The organism is Treponema succinifaciens DSM 2489 (assembly GCF_000195275.1).
Taxonomy (GTDB): Bacteria; Spirochaetota; Spirochaetia; order Treponematales; family Treponemataceae; genus Treponema_D; species Treponema_D succinifaciens.
Map to the genome: position 1 here is coordinate 1222994 of NC_015385.1, position 15424 is coordinate 1238417.

19 protein-coding genes and 1 other RNA gene are annotated in these 15424 nt (G+C 38.4%); 17 read left to right on the forward strand and 3 right to left on the reverse strand.

The window, feature by feature from the left end; all coding sequences use genetic code 11:
* The first annotated feature begins 24 nt into the window (after nucleotides 1-24).
* Nucleotides 25-516 carry an FtsB family cell division protein gene (locus TRESU_RS05820; RefSeq protein WP_041612005.1) on the forward strand — a complete coding sequence of 164 codons (492 nt, stop codon included), beginning with the start codon at nucleotides 25-27 and terminating at the stop codon, nucleotides 514-516.
* Nucleotides 503-1084: an L-threonylcarbamoyladenylate synthase gene (locus TRESU_RS05825; RefSeq protein ID WP_013701346.1), complete on the forward strand. Its 582-nt coding sequence runs from the start codon at nucleotides 503-505 to the stop codon at nucleotides 1082-1084. Before TRESU_RS05820 ends, TRESU_RS05825 begins: the two co-directional genes overlap by 14 nt.
* On the opposite strand, the gene TRESU_RS05830 is transcribed toward TRESU_RS05825, so the two are convergent.
* Both TRESU_RS05830 and smpB read right to left on the reverse strand, forming a co-directional pair.
* A complete protein-coding gene (locus tag TRESU_RS05830) occupies nucleotides 1074-1913 on the reverse strand; it encodes a TP0183 family DNA metabolism protein (RefSeq protein ID WP_013701347.1) in 840 nt (279 codons plus the stop codon). The genes TRESU_RS05825 and TRESU_RS05830 overlap by 11 nt on opposite strands.
* A 12-nt stretch (nucleotides 1914-1925) precedes the next feature.
* Nucleotides 1926-2390, reverse strand: coding sequence for an SsrA-binding protein SmpB (gene smpB / locus TRESU_RS05835; RefSeq protein ID WP_013701348.1), 465 nt, complete (start codon nucleotides 2388-2390; stop codon nucleotides 1926-1928).
* 325 nt (nucleotides 2391-2715) lie between these two features.
* On the opposite strand from smpB, the gene lepB reads away from it, so the two are divergent.
* The 15 genes from lepB to TRESU_RS05910 all read left to right on the forward strand — a co-directional run bounded on the left by lepB (nucleotide 2716) and on the right by TRESU_RS05910 (nucleotide 15017).
* Complete coding sequence (gene lepB, locus TRESU_RS14200) at nucleotides 2716-3411, forward strand: signal peptidase I (protein WP_169309746.1); 696 nt, start codon at nucleotides 2716-2718, stop codon at nucleotides 3409-3411.
* Between the two features lie 6 nt (nucleotides 3412-3417).
* On the forward strand, nucleotides 3418-4590 hold the full coding sequence (gene hemW, locus TRESU_RS05845; RefSeq protein WP_013701350.1) for a radical SAM family heme chaperone HemW: 1173 nt from the start codon (nucleotides 3418-3420) through the stop codon (nucleotides 4588-4590).
* Between the two features lie 284 nt (nucleotides 4591-4874).
* Nucleotides 4875-6794, forward strand: coding sequence for a 1-deoxy-D-xylulose-5-phosphate synthase (gene dxs / locus TRESU_RS05850; RefSeq protein WP_013701351.1), 1920 nt, complete (start codon nucleotides 4875-4877; stop codon nucleotides 6792-6794).
* Complete coding sequence (gene folP, locus TRESU_RS05855; protein ID WP_013701352.1) at nucleotides 6791-7621, forward strand: dihydropteroate synthase; 831 nt, start codon at nucleotides 6791-6793, stop codon at nucleotides 7619-7621. Before dxs ends, folP begins: the two co-directional genes overlap by 4 nt.
* The gene (cdaA, locus tag TRESU_RS05860; RefSeq protein WP_013701353.1) at nucleotides 7608-8435 is read left to right on the forward strand and encodes a diadenylate cyclase CdaA; all 828 of its coding nucleotides are present in this window, start codon (nucleotides 7608-7610) and stop codon (nucleotides 8433-8435) included. Before folP ends, cdaA begins: the two co-directional genes overlap by 14 nt.
* Nucleotides 8401-9441, forward strand: a complete 1041-nt coding sequence (locus TRESU_RS05865) for a CdaR family protein (protein ID WP_013701354.1) — start codon at nucleotides 8401-8403, stop codon at nucleotides 9439-9441. Before cdaA ends, TRESU_RS05865 begins: the two co-directional genes overlap by 35 nt.
* An 8-nt stretch (nucleotides 9442-9449) precedes the next feature.
* On the forward strand, nucleotides 9450-9833 hold the full coding sequence (gene acpS, locus TRESU_RS05870) for a holo-ACP synthase (RefSeq protein ID WP_013701355.1): 384 nt from the start codon (nucleotides 9450-9452) through the stop codon (nucleotides 9831-9833).
* 28 nt (nucleotides 9834-9861) lie between these two features.
* On the forward strand, nucleotides 9862-10770 hold the full coding sequence (locus TRESU_RS05875) for a DUF2225 domain-containing protein (protein ID WP_013701356.1): 909 nt from the start codon (nucleotides 9862-9864) through the stop codon (nucleotides 10768-10770).
* Nucleotides 10763-11548, forward strand: a complete 786-nt coding sequence (gene truA, locus TRESU_RS05880) for a tRNA pseudouridine(38-40) synthase TruA (RefSeq protein WP_013701357.1) — start codon at nucleotides 10763-10765, stop codon at nucleotides 11546-11548. Before TRESU_RS05875 ends, truA begins: the two co-directional genes overlap by 8 nt.
* A 50-nt stretch (nucleotides 11549-11598) precedes the next feature.
* The gene (locus tag TRESU_RS05885) at nucleotides 11599-12813 is read left to right on the forward strand and encodes an LIC_12708 family protein (protein ID WP_013701358.1); all 1215 of its coding nucleotides are present in this window, start codon (nucleotides 11599-11601) and stop codon (nucleotides 12811-12813) included.
* A 15-nt stretch (nucleotides 12814-12828) separates the two neighbouring features.
* Nucleotides 12829-13395 (forward strand): hypothetical protein, encoded by a 567-nt coding sequence (locus TRESU_RS05890; RefSeq protein WP_013701359.1) that lies wholly within the window; start codon nucleotides 12829-12831, stop codon nucleotides 13393-13395.
* A 54-nt stretch (nucleotides 13396-13449) separates the two neighbouring features.
* Complete coding sequence (locus tag TRESU_RS05895; RefSeq protein ID WP_013701360.1) at nucleotides 13450-13890, forward strand: hypothetical protein; 441 nt, start codon at nucleotides 13450-13452, stop codon at nucleotides 13888-13890.
* Between the two features lie 8 nt (nucleotides 13891-13898).
* Nucleotides 13899-14318: a (deoxy)nucleoside triphosphate pyrophosphohydrolase gene (locus TRESU_RS05900; RefSeq protein ID WP_013701361.1), complete on the forward strand. Its 420-nt coding sequence runs from the start codon at nucleotides 13899-13901 to the stop codon at nucleotides 14316-14318.
* Complete coding sequence (locus TRESU_RS05905) at nucleotides 14315-14701, forward strand: hypothetical protein (protein WP_013701362.1); 387 nt, start codon at nucleotides 14315-14317, stop codon at nucleotides 14699-14701. Before TRESU_RS05900 ends, TRESU_RS05905 begins: the two co-directional genes overlap by 4 nt.
* Nucleotides 14688-15017: a helix-turn-helix domain-containing protein gene (locus tag TRESU_RS05910; RefSeq protein ID WP_013701363.1), complete on the forward strand. Its 330-nt coding sequence runs from the start codon at nucleotides 14688-14690 to the stop codon at nucleotides 15015-15017. Before TRESU_RS05905 ends, TRESU_RS05910 begins: the two co-directional genes overlap by 14 nt.
* A 39-nt stretch (nucleotides 15018-15056) precedes the next feature.
* Here TRESU_RS05910 and ssrA read toward each other — a convergent pair.
* Nucleotides 15057-15424, reverse strand: a transfer-messenger RNA (tmRNA) gene (ssrA, locus tag TRESU_RS14685).

The window sequence follows — 15424 nt, forward strand, 5'->3', positions numbered from 1 at the left end:
AAAACTGCCGAAATTCAATTCATAATGGAAAGATTCAGAATGCTTTCGGCATTTTTCATAGGTACTTTTTTTTATACCGTCATGGCTTTTATAGGCGGAAGCGACGGAATTTGGGCTATGAAACAGCTTCAGGAGCAGAAACAACTTTTGAGCGCGCATACGGCTGCAATTGAAAAAACTTACGATGAGCTTTCCCTTGAGCAGATTGCGCTTCAAAAAGACCTTGATGTTATTGCCTCTTACGCAAAAAAACTGGGATATGTCTCTGAGAATGAAAAGCTTGTAAAAATTTCAGGGCTTGCTTCCCGGGAAACTCATATTTTTGATCCTGGAACTTTTGTCCGCCACCATGAAGTAAAATATATTCCAGAATGGCTTTGCAAATCATCTGCGTTGACTATAATGGTTCTGGCTTATTTTGTTTTGTTTTTAGCTGACTTGCAGAAAGGCTTCATTCATTTTTCTTCAAGAAAAAAATTCTCAAGCGGCGGGATTGCGGTTTATGATATGCAATAAAAATGAAGAGTCTGCGCGTATTGCGGCGGATTTTTTGAAGTGCGGAAAAATTTGTGTTCTTCCAACGGACACGGTTTACGGATTCAGCGGAATTGCTGAAAATTCATTGCAGGCAAAATTCGGCACAGACGCAAAAATAAGAAAAATAAAGGGCAGGGAAGAAAAAAAGCCTTTTATTCAGCTTGTTTCTTCTCCAGATGAAATATCAAAATATTCTGACTTTAAAATTCCAGAACAGCTTGCTCAAAAATGGCCCGGGGCTTTGACCGTTATAGTTCCGCTGAAATTTCCTTTTTCTGAAAAAAATGCAACAGTTGCATTCCGTTGTCCGGGAGACTTGTGGCTTAGAAATGTAATTGCAGAATGTGGATTTCCTATTTACAGCACAAGTGTGAACCGGAGCGGCAGTCCTGTGTTGGATTCAGTCTGCAAAATTGAAAAAGAATTTTCAAATGAAGTTGACTTGATTGTTGATGACGGCGACAAAAAAGGTTCTTTGCCTTCTACGATTGTGCTTTTGAAAAATGACGGTTGGAAAGTTTTAAGGCAGGGAAGTGTTATCGTTTAGTCCAGCTGACTTCAATTTCTCCCTGCGAAATTCCTTCCGGGGAATTTTTGTTTTCTACAAGGGTTGTCTTTTTCCCAGAAAGCGTGTTGCCTGAAAGTGTCATGTTCCATTCAACCGGAGCTGCGGTTGCTGCGTTTTTCAATGCTTCTTGCCGCGGAATTTCTGGGAAAAAGGAAGCGTTTGGCTTTCCATTTTGCCTTATTTTTATAGAATTTCCCTGAACTGTAATTGAAATATTCATGCTTGCGCCGTTTTTAAAGATAACAAATCCGCGTCCGCCTCTTAAAATCAAAATCTTTTCAATTAGCGGCTCGCCTGTCCAGGTTCCAGCGATTGCTTCTATTGAATTTTCATTTGCATAGGAAGTCTGTTGCTCTCTGTTTTCCTGATTCTGCGTTTCCTGCGATGAAGGAAGCTGAATGTTCCCCGAAAGATTCTTCAGAAGATTTTCCAGCGAAGGCTTTGCGTCAAGAAGAATTTTATAGTATGTATCGTATTTCTTTGTTGAGCTTACATTTTGCTTGCCGTCAGCTTTTATTGCATTCAGTGTGCATAGCCAGCCGCCGTCCGTGTCTTCCTGGATTTCCGCGTAAAATGAAATATTGCGGGTTTCTGCGCTTGGATTGTAGTTTTCGTTTCTTCTGTCATTCACGGAATATCCGTCTACAGCTTGAAACTGTGCGAAAAAAAGATCCGTTGTCATTTTTATCATGTTGGAATCTTTTGAAGATGATACGGTCGCAAAAAAGTCCACGGTTTCTGCAGACAATGCAAAAACTGCTAAAAAGAGTATTATTGTTTTTAATGCAGGATTTTTTTTGCTCTGCAATTATTTCTCCCTTTATCCGTCCAGCCTGTTTCTGAATTCTCTTGCAATGTCGCGCTTTACATCTCTGTCTTTTATTGCGGCCCTCTTGTCAAATTCTTTTTTTCCTTTGCAAAGTCCGAGATTTATTTTTACAAGCCCCTTTTTTAGGTAAACTTCAAGCGGAACAAGAGTGAATCCTTTTTCTTCTGTTTTTCTCTGAAGTCTTTTGATTTCGTCTTTGTGAAGAAGTAATTTTTTCTTTCTGTCTGGCTCATGGTTGAACACCGAAGAAAATGAATACTCCGAAATATGAAAGTTCTGAAGCCAAACTTCTCCGTTTTCTATAAAAGCAAAGCTGTCGCCAAATGAAATGTTTCCGGCTTTTATGGATTTTACTTCTGAGCCTTCAAGCGCGATTCCGCATTCAATAGAGTCAGTTACAATGTAGTTGAAATGTGCCTTTCTGTTTTGTGCGACAGTTTTCCGTGCTTCTTCCATATCTATAGTATAGTATATTTTTTTTCAAATAGTTTCAACAATAGTTTTTTTTGAAACAGAGCAAACGCATTATAAATAATTTAAGTAAGGTTTGCGCGAAGGAACTGTTCCTGAGGCAAAACCACTCTGATTGTTGCGACCGCATGAGAGCTCAATTCTATAGTCACTTTGCAACAATCAGCATGTAGCGCATTATTGCGCGATTTTGAACCAGAAAACCGTGACTGGAAGCCAGTTTTATGCTGAATACATTTATAATGCGTTTGCCCTGCTGCTTAAAACTATGTTGCTTGATAATAAAGTTCTTTTTTGCTATTGTTTGTGCATGAAACAGAATGTCGGAGATTATTCATTTGAATATAAGAAAAAGCAGCAGGTCAAGTTCATGCACGCTGTTGTCTTTATGGTTTCAGTCTTTGTTTTTATTTCAGTTTTTTTGAACTGCATTTTATTTTCAGTTTTTATAAATTCATCATCAATGGAAACTGATGTATCCAAGGGCGGAATTGTCTTTGTATGTCCGTTTTTGCGAAGCCCTTCACGTGGGCAGGTTGTGTATCTTTCGCGCATGGACGGTGAAAAACTTTCGGCTGGGCAGAAATCCTTAAATGCCGCGGTTAAATTTTTTACATTGCAAAAGTATTCTCCGTTTGGAAGAAATTCGCGTATGACTGGAAAAGACACTGTAAGGCGTGTTTTGGCTCTTCCGGGAGATTCATACTACATGAAAGACTTTGTGCTTTATGTTAAGCCTGCAGGACAATCGCATTATCTTACTGAATTTGAACTTGCTTCAAAGCCTTATAATATAAGCATTTATTCTGTTCCTGTTGAGTGGGATGGAATGGGCTGCTCGGGCCAGATGGAAGAAGCTACCTTGGGAAAAAACGAGTATTTTGTGCTTGCCGACAACCGCATAGAAGGCTTGGATTCCCGCGTATACGGAAAAATTCCTTCGTCAAGGATAAAAGGACGCGTAATCTGGCAGTGCTTTCCGTTTGGAAAAATGCGGCTCTACTGATTTTTAATGAACAGCGCGGCTTTATATGTCCATATTCCGTTCTGCTTAAAGAAATGCAGTTACTGCGACTTTTTCAGTGTGGAAAATTCCGGACGCATAGACAACTTGTACCTTGAATGCTTGAAAAATGAAGCCGTTTTTTATGCGGAAAAATACAAAATCGACTTTTGGCGCACAATTTATATTGGAGGCGGCACTCCAAGCCTTTTGTCTGCCAGCCAGATTGAAAAACTTGCAATTTACTTAAAAAATTCCTGCCTGTGTAAAAATATTACGCCTTTGGAATTTACAATCGAAATGAACCCAGAGTCAGTTTCAAAAGAAAAACTTGATTCCGCCTGGAAAAACGGCATTACGCGCCTTTCGCTTGGAATTCAGTCGTTAAATGAAAATGCGTTGAGAGCTGTTGAGCGTCATTGCAACGTGGAAACTGCAATTTCAGCTTTGGAAACTGTAAAATCCTGCTGGAAGGGCGAGCTTAGCCTTGATGCGATTGCGGGGCTTCCTTGCCAGTCTGAAAAAGAATTTCTTTTGTCGCTTGAAAAAATCATTTCATACAATCCGGGGCATATTTCGCTTTATACGCTTACAGTTGAAGAAAAAACTCCGCTTGCAAGGAATATTTCTTCTGGAAAAATAAATTTTGATTTTGACGAGGCTGATTCCCAGTGGCTTTCCGGACGTGATTTGCTTTTAAAAAACGGTTTTTTTCAGTATGAAGTTTCAAACTTTTGTCAAAATGGAAAAAAAAGCATTCACAACAGTTCTTACTGGGCGCAAAAAGATTATGTTGGCATTGGGTGTTCTGCCTGCGGAACTTTTTATGGAAACAAGAGCTTTCGCTGGACAAATACGGAAAACATTTTGGAGTACGAAAATTTCTGGAGCAAGCCGTTTCCTCTTGAATCTGAAATTCCAAGAAGCATAGAAGAATTCAGCCTTGAAACGCGGGAATTTGAGTTCTTGATGATGGGACTCAGGACTTTTGAAGGCTTGAATTCAGCCCGATATAGAAAAAATTTCCGTTTCGTTGAGCCGTGGAATGGCGACTTGGAAAAACGCCTTGAGCCTGTAAGAGAATTCGGCGTTAAAACTACGGAAAACCCGGACGGCTCTAAAAATTTTTCACTTACAGAAGATGCAATCTTGTTTTTGAATAAAATTCTGCTTGAGCTTTAGCAATAATTGATATTTTCTCTTGACTTAAAATATGAAATTCCGCATAATAAGAGAACTTATTATAGTAAGGAGTTCTACTGTGCCTTGTGGAAAGAAAAGAAAGCGCGCAAAGATAGCGACACATAAGCGTAAGAAGAAGCTTAGAAGAAATCGCCATAAGAGTAAGTAAGATAGCTTTGTAATTTTTTGCAAGGTTATTGGATTATTTCAAAAGGCCTTTTTTCATGAAGACCGCGGTTATTTTTATTTGACTGCGGTCTTTTTTGTGTTTTTGGAGCTTTAACTTGATTTTAAATGATATTCATTCGCCTGAAGATTTAAAGCTTATTCCAAAAAAGCTTCTTCCTTCACTGGCAAAAGAAATCCGCAGTAAGATTATAGAAGTTGTAGGGCATAACGGCGGACATCTTGCAAGCAACCTTGGCGTTGTGGAGCTTTCTATTGCCTTGCACAGAAGTTTTTCTAGTCCGCAGGATGCCATTATCTGGGATGTAAGCCATCAGTGTTATCCTCATAAAATTCTTACCGGCCGCTATGATTTGTTTTCATCAATAAGAATGAAAGACGGAATTTCTGGCTTTACAAAAATTAAGGAAAGTCCTCACGATTATTTTGACGCTGGACACGCTTCCTCTTCCATTTCATCTGCGCTGGGACTTTTGTCCGCATGGGAGCTTGAAGGAAGAAAAGACAAGGTTGTTGTTGTAATCGGCGATGGCGCTCTTACCGGAGGAATGGCTTTTGAAGGCTTGAGCCACGCAGGTCAGCTTGCAAAAAATTTAATCGTTGTTGTTAATGACAACCAGATGTCAATTGACAAGAATGTAGGTTCTATTTCACGCTATCTTTCAAGTCTTGCTTTTTCTGACAGTTACCACGGGTTCCGCTATAAAGTTGACCGTCTTATCGATAAAATTCCTTATTTTAACCGCTGGCTTGGAAAACTTGTTTTCAGGCTGAAACGTGGGATTAAAGGTCTTTTTTTTACAAACAATCTTTTTATTGACTTTGGATTTGAATATACAGGTCCTTTGAACGGACACAGCATTGATGAGATGGAGCGTGTCTTTAACCGTGCGAAAAAAATTCCGCGGCCGGTTGTAATTCACGTTGTTACAAAAAAAGGAAAAGGATACAGCCCTGCTGAAAACAACCCCTCTGTCTTTCATGGAGTCGGACCTTTTAATATAAGCGATGGAATTGTTGAAAAATTTGACAATTTGAGCTTTACAGAAAATTTCAGCAATAAGATTGTAGAAATGGCTCAGGCGGACAGTAGAATTGTTGCAATTACTGCGGCAATGTCAAAAGGAACTGGTCTTGACGCTTTTTCAAGAAAATTTAAAGACAGATTTTTTGATGTTGGAATTGCAGAGGAGCATGCTGTAACGTTTGCAGGCGGAATTGCGGCTGGCGGTTTAATTCCTGTTGTCGCAATTTATTCAACTTTTATTCAAAGAAGCGTTGATCAAATTATAGAAGACATTGCGTTGCAGAACAGGCACGTTGTAATTGTCCTTGACCGGGCAGGAGCAGTTCCTTCTGACGGTGAAACTCATCAGGGGATTTTTGATATTGCGCTTTTCAGATCTGTTCCGAACCTTTCTATAATTTCCGTAGCAGGAAAAAAAGACATGGATCTTTGTCTTGATTGGGCAGTGAATAAATCTCAAGGTCCTGTTGTAATCCGCTGGCCAAAAATGGCTTGTCCTTCTGAACTTGAGCCGTTTTCTGTTCCTGTAGAGCCCGGAAAAGGCGTTCTTTTGCAGGCTACGGATTTTGCGCCGTCTATTTCTTCTTTTGGGCAAGGAGAGGATTCTTGGAGAAAAAAAGTGCTTTTGGTTTGCACTGGAAGTATTTTTTCAGAGACATTGAGAGCTGCCCGTGCGCTTGTCTTGGACGGAATTGACGCTGATATTTATTCGCTTAGATTTATAAAGCCTTTTGATGAAAAGTATTTTGCTGGCATTGCAAAGCTTTATTGCGGAATTGTTTTTATAGAAGACGGCGTAAAAATGGGCGGAATTTCAGAATGGCTTGAAAGTTTTGTGCATGGTTCTACTGAAACTTCATTTTTGAAAACTGCGCTTCTAGCTTTTCCTGACAGATTTGTTGCAAACGGAAACCGCGAGCAGATTCTGGAAGAAGCCGGACTTTCTTCTGAAAAAATTGTAAATGCTGCTAAGGAGCTAATGAGAATATGAAAACTTTAAATTTGGCTTCAAGAAAAATTTCAACAGATTTTCCGGCGTTTGTGATGGGAATTGTAAACTGCACTCCAGACAGTTTTTTCAGCGGAAGCAGAGGAGGCGCAGAACGTGCCTTTGAGCTGATTGGTGAAGGCGCAGACATTCTTGATTTGGGCGGAGAATCTACTCGTCCCGGTTCAGATTACGTGAGCGCGGAAGAAGAAATAAAACGCATTGTTCCCGTTATAGAAAAAATCCGCAGAAAAAGCGATATTCCGATTTCGGTTGACACAAGAAAAAAATCCGTGATGCAGGCTGCGTTCAATTCTGGTGCGGACATTTTAAATGATATTTCAGCGTTGGAAGATGAGCCTGAACTGGCTTTTTTTGCCGCGGAAAAGAAAATTCCTGTGATTTTGATGCATAAACGTGGAATTCCTTCTACGATGCAGGCGGACACGGAATACAAAAATATTTTCAATGAAGTCAGTTCGTATCTTGAGCAAAGGGCGGAATTTGCCATAAAAAACGGAATTGAAAAAGAAAAAATAATTGTAGATCCTGGAATTGGATTTGGAAAAAATCTTGAAGGAAATTTGAATCTTATTTCAAACTGCGGCTCTCTTTGCGGCGGAAAATTTCCTGTGCTTATGGCTCTTTCAAGAAAATCCTGCATAGGTCAGGTTACGGGGAGGAAAGTTCAAGACAGGCTTTTTGGAACTCTTGCCGCTGATTTGATTTCAGTTTTAAAAGGAGCTTTTATGGTTCGCGTGCATGATATTGCTCCTTGTAAAGATACACTTGCTGTGTTAAAATCGCTTTTAAAGTATGAATCAGTTTGAAACTTTAATAAAAATATATGATTTTATCAGGCCTGTGCTTGATATAGGAATTATTACATTTCTTCTGTACAAGGCTTACCAGCTTATAACAAAAACCAATGCGATTCAACTTATAAGGGCTGCGGTTGTTGTTGTTCTTTCTTATGCGGTTGCAGTTATTCTTCAGCTTAGAACTTTGCTTTGGATTTTTTCGGTGATTGCTCCTGGACTTATGATGGCTTTTGCGATTGTTTTTCAGCCGGAATTAAGAAAAGTTTTCCTTAAGCTTGGACAGGCTGAATGGTTTACTTTCGGAAGCAGAGCAAAGCATTCTTATGTGGATTCTGTTCTTATTGCCGCTGAAATGCTTTCAAAGCAGAAGCGCGGAATGCTTGCTGTTTTTATGCGGCGCACAAAACTTGATAATATTCTTTCCACAGGAACAAGACTTAATGCAGACCTTTCTTCAAGTTTGCTTGTAACGATTTTCGGGCATAATACGCCTTTGCATGACGGAGCTTGTTTTATTCAGGGCGGGAAAATTCTTGCGGCGGGTTGTTTTCTTCCGGTGAGTGAGCAGTATGACATAAAAAAGACTTTTGGAACGCGTCATAGGGCGGCTTTGGGACTTTGCGAGGTAAGCGACTGCGTTGTGCTTGTTGTAAGTGAAGAAACCGGCGCGTACAGTCTTGCTTATGACTCAAAACTTCATTATGACCTTACAATGGATCAGGTTACAAGAATTCTTGAACGTCAGCTGGATATTACTCCAGATCAGCAGATTATAGAGGATACAATTGATGAGCATAAACCAATTACTGGCAAAGATAACTAAAAACTGGCCTGTAAAAGCAATCTGCTTTGTTCTGGCTGCGATGATTTATTTCTTTCATCAGATTTCACTTCTTGATGTAAAAACTTTTTCTGTGCCTCTTGAAGTCCGGGCTGAAGGAAACATGATTCCTGTTTCCGGGCTTGAGCAGGTAAAATACATAAGGGTAAAAGTCAGAACAAAACGAGACCAGATTGCTTCTATAATGGAAAAGGATTTGACTGCGTTTATAGATGTTTCGTCCCAGACAAAAGAAGGTATTTACGATTTTCCTGTTTATGTTGATCTTGATGAAAAAATTGTGCAGCTTGATTTGGAGCCGCTTGAAATTTACAATCAGCCTGACAATGTGAAGATTCAGATTCAAAAGAAAACAACAAAAGCAGTTCCTCTTTATGCCTCTGTTTTGGGAAAGCCTGCGCATGGATACAAGGCGCTGTCTGCTGAACTTGAGCCTTCATTTGTAACTTTGTGCGGACCTGCGTCGATGCTGGATTCAATAAATAAGATGCCGGTTGGAGCTGTTTCGGTTGAAGGTGCGGAGGGAAGCATTTCAAAAATTGTAAGTCCTGTAAATACAAATTCATATATTTCAATTCTTGGAGAAAAAAATTCTATTAGAGTTTCTGTTCCGATTGTGATTGAAGGAACTGCAAAAGAATTCAAGAATGTTCCTGTTGTGCTTGTAAATCTTTCGCAAAGCCTTGCAGTTTCTGGAGACGCTGTTGAAATTGATTTTTCTGTGGAAGGAAATTTGCTTGATATTGAAAAAGTTTCCCCGGCAAACTTTAATGTTTTTGCCGACTGCGCTTTTATTACGGAGCCTGGAATTTATGAAGTACCGGTTCAAATTGACGCTCCTGGAAATCTGACTATTACTTCGCAAAGTTTCAGCGTTTTTGTTCTGAACGTTGTAAAATCAGAACAGGAAGAAGAAATTCCTATAGAAGAGCCGGAGCCTGAAAAAAAATCAACAAGCTCAGTTTTTAAAGTTCCGGTTTTGTCATAAAGGTTTGCATGATTTTTGGTGTTGGCTGCGATATAGCAAAAGTTTCTCGGTTTGAAAAATGGGTTTTATCCAAAGATATGATAAGCCGGTTTTACAACGAAAATGAGCATGTTTCAGAAAATGCAGGACTTCAGCGTAAATGCGAATTTTATGCGAGTCGTTTTGCAGCAAAAGAAGCGTTTTCAAAGGCGCTTGGAACTGGAATTCGCGGATTTAATTTGAATGAAGTTTTTATTTCAAAAGACGATAATGAAAAGCCTGAAATAAAAGTTCTAGGAAATGCAAAAAAAATGCTTGAAGAAAAATGTGGTGAAAAATATAAAATCCATGTTTCACTTAGCCATGAAAAAGAATATGCTTTGGCGTTCGTTGTAATCGAAATAATTGCATAATTGGAAAATAAATTTTGCGGAGGAAAAAATGGCAACGCAATTTAATAGAAAAACTTTCTTAACAGAAGCTGAAAAAAAGCCCTCGGTTTCTTATTGGGCAAAAGAAGATGCTTTGTGTCCAGTTTGCCGCAAAAAATTCAGGCAAGAGCTTATGCATCAAGGCGGCGGCCGTACTATCGCAGGAAATCTTACTGATGAGCTTCATAGAAATTACGAGCCTTCAAAAAAATACGGAAGAGTTTATCCTCTTATTTATGAAATTGGCTGTTGTCCTCATTGCCACACAGCTTTGTTTTGGAAAGATTTCAAGGACATAAAAGATCCAGAAACTTTTGATAGAATCATGCAGGATGAGCAGCATAGAATAAAAGAAGTTGAAGCGATTTTTCCGCATTATGATTTAAATGACGAGCGGACTTTGTATGACGGAACTGCAATGTATTATCTTGCGCTTCTTTGCTATGAAAAGGCGGATATTGCTTATGCTCCGACTTTTAAACGCGCTGAAATTTCTTTGCGGCTTGCCTGGCTTTGCAATGAAATTGAACGAGTTTGCCCGGAGCATAATTATGGCTATATCGCTCAGGTTTTTTACAGAAAAGCTTTGTTCTTTTATCAGCAGACTTTGATTAATGAAACTGGACGAATTGAGTCAATAGAATCTGTTGCAAACTTTGGTCCTGATACTGATAAAAATTACGGCTATGACGGCGTGATTTATTTAAGCGGACTTTTGGAATACAAATACGGCCAGCGCGAAAATCAAGAGCTTAGACTGAAAAAACTTGATGAAAGCAAAAAGGCAATTGCAAGAATTTTCGGCTTAGGAAAATCCAGCAAGGCAAAGCCAGGTCCTCTTCTTGAAGTTGCAAAATCGCTTTACGACAAAATGACTTCCGAGCTTTCCTCTAACAATATTTTCAGCGAAGATGACTAATATTCTTCTTACAGTTTCTTATGACGGAACTGATTTTTGCGGCTGGCAAAGACAGGACAAATCTGACAACGGAAGTCCGGTCCGTACAGTTCAGGGCGAAATTGAAAACGCGCTTTTTAAAATGCTGAAAGTTCCTGTAAAACTTTCTGGCAGCGGAAGAACTGACAGCGGAGTTCATGCGGCGGGGCAGGCTGCAAATTTTGAATCTCCAATCGATACAATTCCTTGCGAAAACTATGTTAGGGCTTTAAATGGAATTCTTCCGCAGGACATAAGAATCTTAAAAGCCCGGAAAGTTGAAAAAGATTTCAGCTCAAGATTTTGCGCGACTTCAAGATTATACAGATATTTTATCCAGACAAAAAATCCGCCCTTTGCAAGTGAAAGCCGTTACAGATGGTTTATTTCGTTTCGTCCGGAAATTGATTTATTGAATGAAATGTGTTCTTGTCTTCGCGGTGAAATTGACTGCGCTTCTTTTGCCGCTTCTGGAGATTCAAGCCTTTCTACAAAAAGATATATTGACAATGCGTTTTTTTTCTGGAACAAGGAAAATCCTGATTTGCTTGTTTTTCAAATTGAAGCAAATGCTTTTCTTTGGAAAATGGTCAGATCCATTACAGGCACTCTTATCCAGCTTGCGCAGAAAAAATGCAGCCCCAATGAATTTAAAAAAATTCTTGAAAGCCGCGACAGAACTAAGGCTGGAATTACAGCGCCGCCAACCGGACTTTTTTTGTGGGAAGTAAAATTTGATGGAATCCGCCGCCATGTTTAATTGTGTTGCTTCTTGATGAAATTTGCTAAATCTTTTATTCTTTTTGTACTATGAAATTTTTTAAAAATCTTCTGGTTGCTTTTGCTTTTATTTCTGTTTTTTGTGGATGCAGAAAAGGAAAAATAGTTTCTTCTGTTGAAAAAGAAAATCTTTTTGAATTGAATTACGGAACTTTTGAAGACGAGCTTAATGTTTTTAATATGTCATCGGCTGGAAATATCAACACTTCAATTTCTATGCAGGATGGATTTTTTTATATTTTGAACGGAGAATCAAAAAAAATAATGGAAATGAACAGCTACGGAGATTTGCTTGCCTTGTATTATAATCCTCAGGAAAATCCGCGTCCTTCATTTTCTGAAAATGCAAGCGACATTAATTCTACGCGCACGGCAGTTCCGTATTCATTTAACGAAGTTTCAAAAATCGCTGTTGATTCAAGAAAATATCTTTACGCGGTTGACAAGCTTCCATTAAATCGTCAGGAAACAGATCCAAAAACAAATCAAGTTTTGAGCCAGATTATTGTAAGGTTTGATGATTCAAAAAAATACATGAACTATATAGGACAGCAAGGCCCTGGAGGAACTCCGTTTCCGTATATAAAAAATATTTTTACGACGGACAAAAATGAGCTTGTTGTTTTATGCACGACTTCATCTGGCGCGGTTGTCTATTGGTTTTCGATGGACGGATTTTTAATGTACACAATTCCAATTGAAAAAGAAAATGTCCCGAATCCTTTTGCAGAGGAAAAAGCTGAAACTTTTTTTTCACTAGAAAATATTGTTCCTGATTACAAAGACCGCAAGTTGTATTTAAAAGTTGACTATTTTACAAGCTATATCGATGAGTCAAGCCGCGTTCAGTCTGGCGTGGAATATATAACTACGCTGATTCATCCTTTTGATGTTGAAAATAATTTATATGATTTTCCCATAACTGTTCCACCTTATGACGAGCCTATTTCTGAAGGATTCTCGAAAGAAACTTTTGAAATTCCTTATGATTTCTTGGGAATTACAGATAGTGGCTGGCTTTATTTTATTGTAAGCACTGATGATGGATTTAGTTTGCAAATGGTTCAGTCTAACGGACAAAGAATTCTAAAGCGAAAAATTTCACTTGATAGGGAATCCTGCCTTTATTATTCTTTTAATTTGAGCCGCGAAGGAATAATTTCCGCATTGATTGTAAAAAAAGAAAAAGCTTATGTTTGCTGGTGGCGAATCGATTCTTTGATTCAGGCTGTTATAAAAAACTGAGTTTGGAATTATAATATGGAAATTTTTGACGATGAAAACCAGCCTGAAATTCGATACGACGAAAACGATTTAGTTTTTCATTACAAAAGAGGTTCGTTCCGCCGGCATGAACAGGCGATTTACCGTGATCTTGCAACTGGAAAAAACGCTCCTAAAAAAGGTCTTATAAAAGTTCTTTTTTCAACAAAGGGAAATAAGATTGCGTTTTTCACAATGGTGATGTGCATTGTTTTGTTTTTTGTTCTTGGAATTGTAAATGGCGGCGCAGACAAAAATTCAATTGCAGGAATGACAGCGAAAATCTCTGCATTTTCATTTGACGAAAAAATTTATGCTTCTGTTGAATTTTCCAACTTAAAAAAAATGGAAAACATTGATTCTGTTCCGCTAAAAGTTACGTTTGAATGCCTGAATGCGGAAGGCTCTGTTGCTGATAAATTTGAAACGGATTTTAATTTCGCTCCAAGATTTCCAAAGCCGGTTTACGCAGTTTTCAACGATTATGATTTGGTTTCTGTAAAATGCCGCTTAATCTATGAAAGTGAATCGGCTGTTTTGGAATGCAAGATTTCAAATAGATAAATTTACCATTTACAATTTTCAAATTTTCATTTATTCTTTTATAGAGGAATAATTATGGCTCAATTTTATTTTCTTTCCGTTTTGCTAAATATTCTTGCCGGACTGATTTTGATTTATGGGAAAAATCTTGTTGGCTTAAAGTCTTCTGATAATGATTCTGAATCTGCTCAAAAAATTTCTTTTGGCGGACTGAATTTTGACAGCCCGGGATTTAGGCTTGTTGTTGGCGTTTTGTGCGTTTTTGTAGCAGTTATGAAAATTCTTTCTGTTTTTAGAAATGATATTCCGGTAATTGGAGATTTGTTTCCTGTTGTCGCCGGCTTTCTTTCTGGCGCTTCAATTCTTTTGGAATATTATATTTTCACCAGTTCAGAAAGCGATTCTGTTCCTCCTGCGGTTTATAAAGTTTTTATTGAGTCAAGAAAATATATTGGAATTATCTGCATACTGGCTGGCATATTGCATTTTGTATTTCCTCAAGTCATGCTTTTATAGAGGTTTTTATGTCAAAAGTTTCCATAGCCTGTATAGCTTTGTTAAACGGAAAAATTCTTGTTGCCCACAGAAATCCTACAGGACAAATGGGAGGACGCTGGGAATTTCCAGGCGGAAAAGTTGAGCCGGGAGAAACAGACAAAGAAGCTGTTGTTCGTGAAATAAAAGAAGAATTTGGCATTACAGTAGTATATGTTGGCAAGAAAATCGCAGAAACTTCTTTTATTCATAATGAAGAAAAAGTTCTTTTGCATGCATACAGAATTTATGTTCCGCATGATGGAATTGAAAAAAAATATACTTTAACAGAGCACACAGAATATAACTGGATTCCAGTTGAAGATGTTGCAAAACTAAATTTTGTGGACAGCGACCTTCTTCTTTATCCAAAGGTAAAATCTTATATTCTTGAGGAACTGAAAAAATGAAAAGCTTTTTTGCAGTTCTTGTTGTTTTTTTTGCTGTATTTTTTTCTGGATGTGTGCAAAAAAAAATTGATTTGAATTTTCAAGATGAATCTTTTATTGCTCCAGATCAGGAATGGCTTGTTGTAACGGTTCCCTATGCGGCTTTTAGAGTTTCCGCTGATTTTTCAAGTGAAATTTGCTTCCATGCAAGAAGCGGAGATGTTTTTCTAATCTGCGGAAAACAAAAAGTTCAAGTAATCAATCCAGAAGAAAAAAAATCTAGCAAAGATTATTTAGTATGGTATAAGGTGGAGCAGGGCTGGATAGATGGCTCGCTTGTGGCTGTTTACGATACTAGATTGAAAGCAGAGGCGGCTGCAAAAAGTTCGTATGAAAAAAACTGAAAGAAATATTGCTGCTACATTTGCAAGAAATTTAAAGTTTTTTAGGCAAAAGTGCAATTACTCACAGGAAAAACTTGCTGAGCTTATAGATGTTTCTCCTGCTACAATTTCAAATTATGAAACTGGAGAAATGTGGCCTTCTCGTCAAAATTTAGCAAATCTTGTTGAAGTTCTAAAAGTTCATCCTTATCAGCTTTTTATAGATTTTTCCAAAGATCTTGACTTCTTAAAACTTGATATTATTGAAAGAGTTGAAATTGCCTTTGATGCACCGGAAGAAGGTTTTTCTACATCTGCAAAAAGAGTTAGAAAATAAAAAAAGCACCCGAAACTAAAAAAAAAAGTTTCCAAGTGCTTTTGGAGATGGCGGGAGTTGAACCCGCGTCCATGCAAGCAAACCAAGCATCTCTACAGGTTTATTGAAGCGAGGTAGTTGTCGGGAAAAGGTAGCGGCTTCAAAGGCGTCTCTTCCGTATCTTGATAAAAGTCTCGAACTAATCTCAAGAAATTAGTCCAACAAGTCCCTGTCAGCAACAGAACATTTCAGCATTAGGAACAGCATACTAAAAGTTCCGGCACTGCTTAAGCAGCAAGTGCAAACTGTTCGTTTTCAGACTGTTCGTCTTCTCTACGTTTTGCAGTTATTTTTTTGTCAGTTTAAGGCACCTTCACACCTACCTGCAACACAAGATTTCTCTTGCTTGTCGAAACCGGTACATCCCC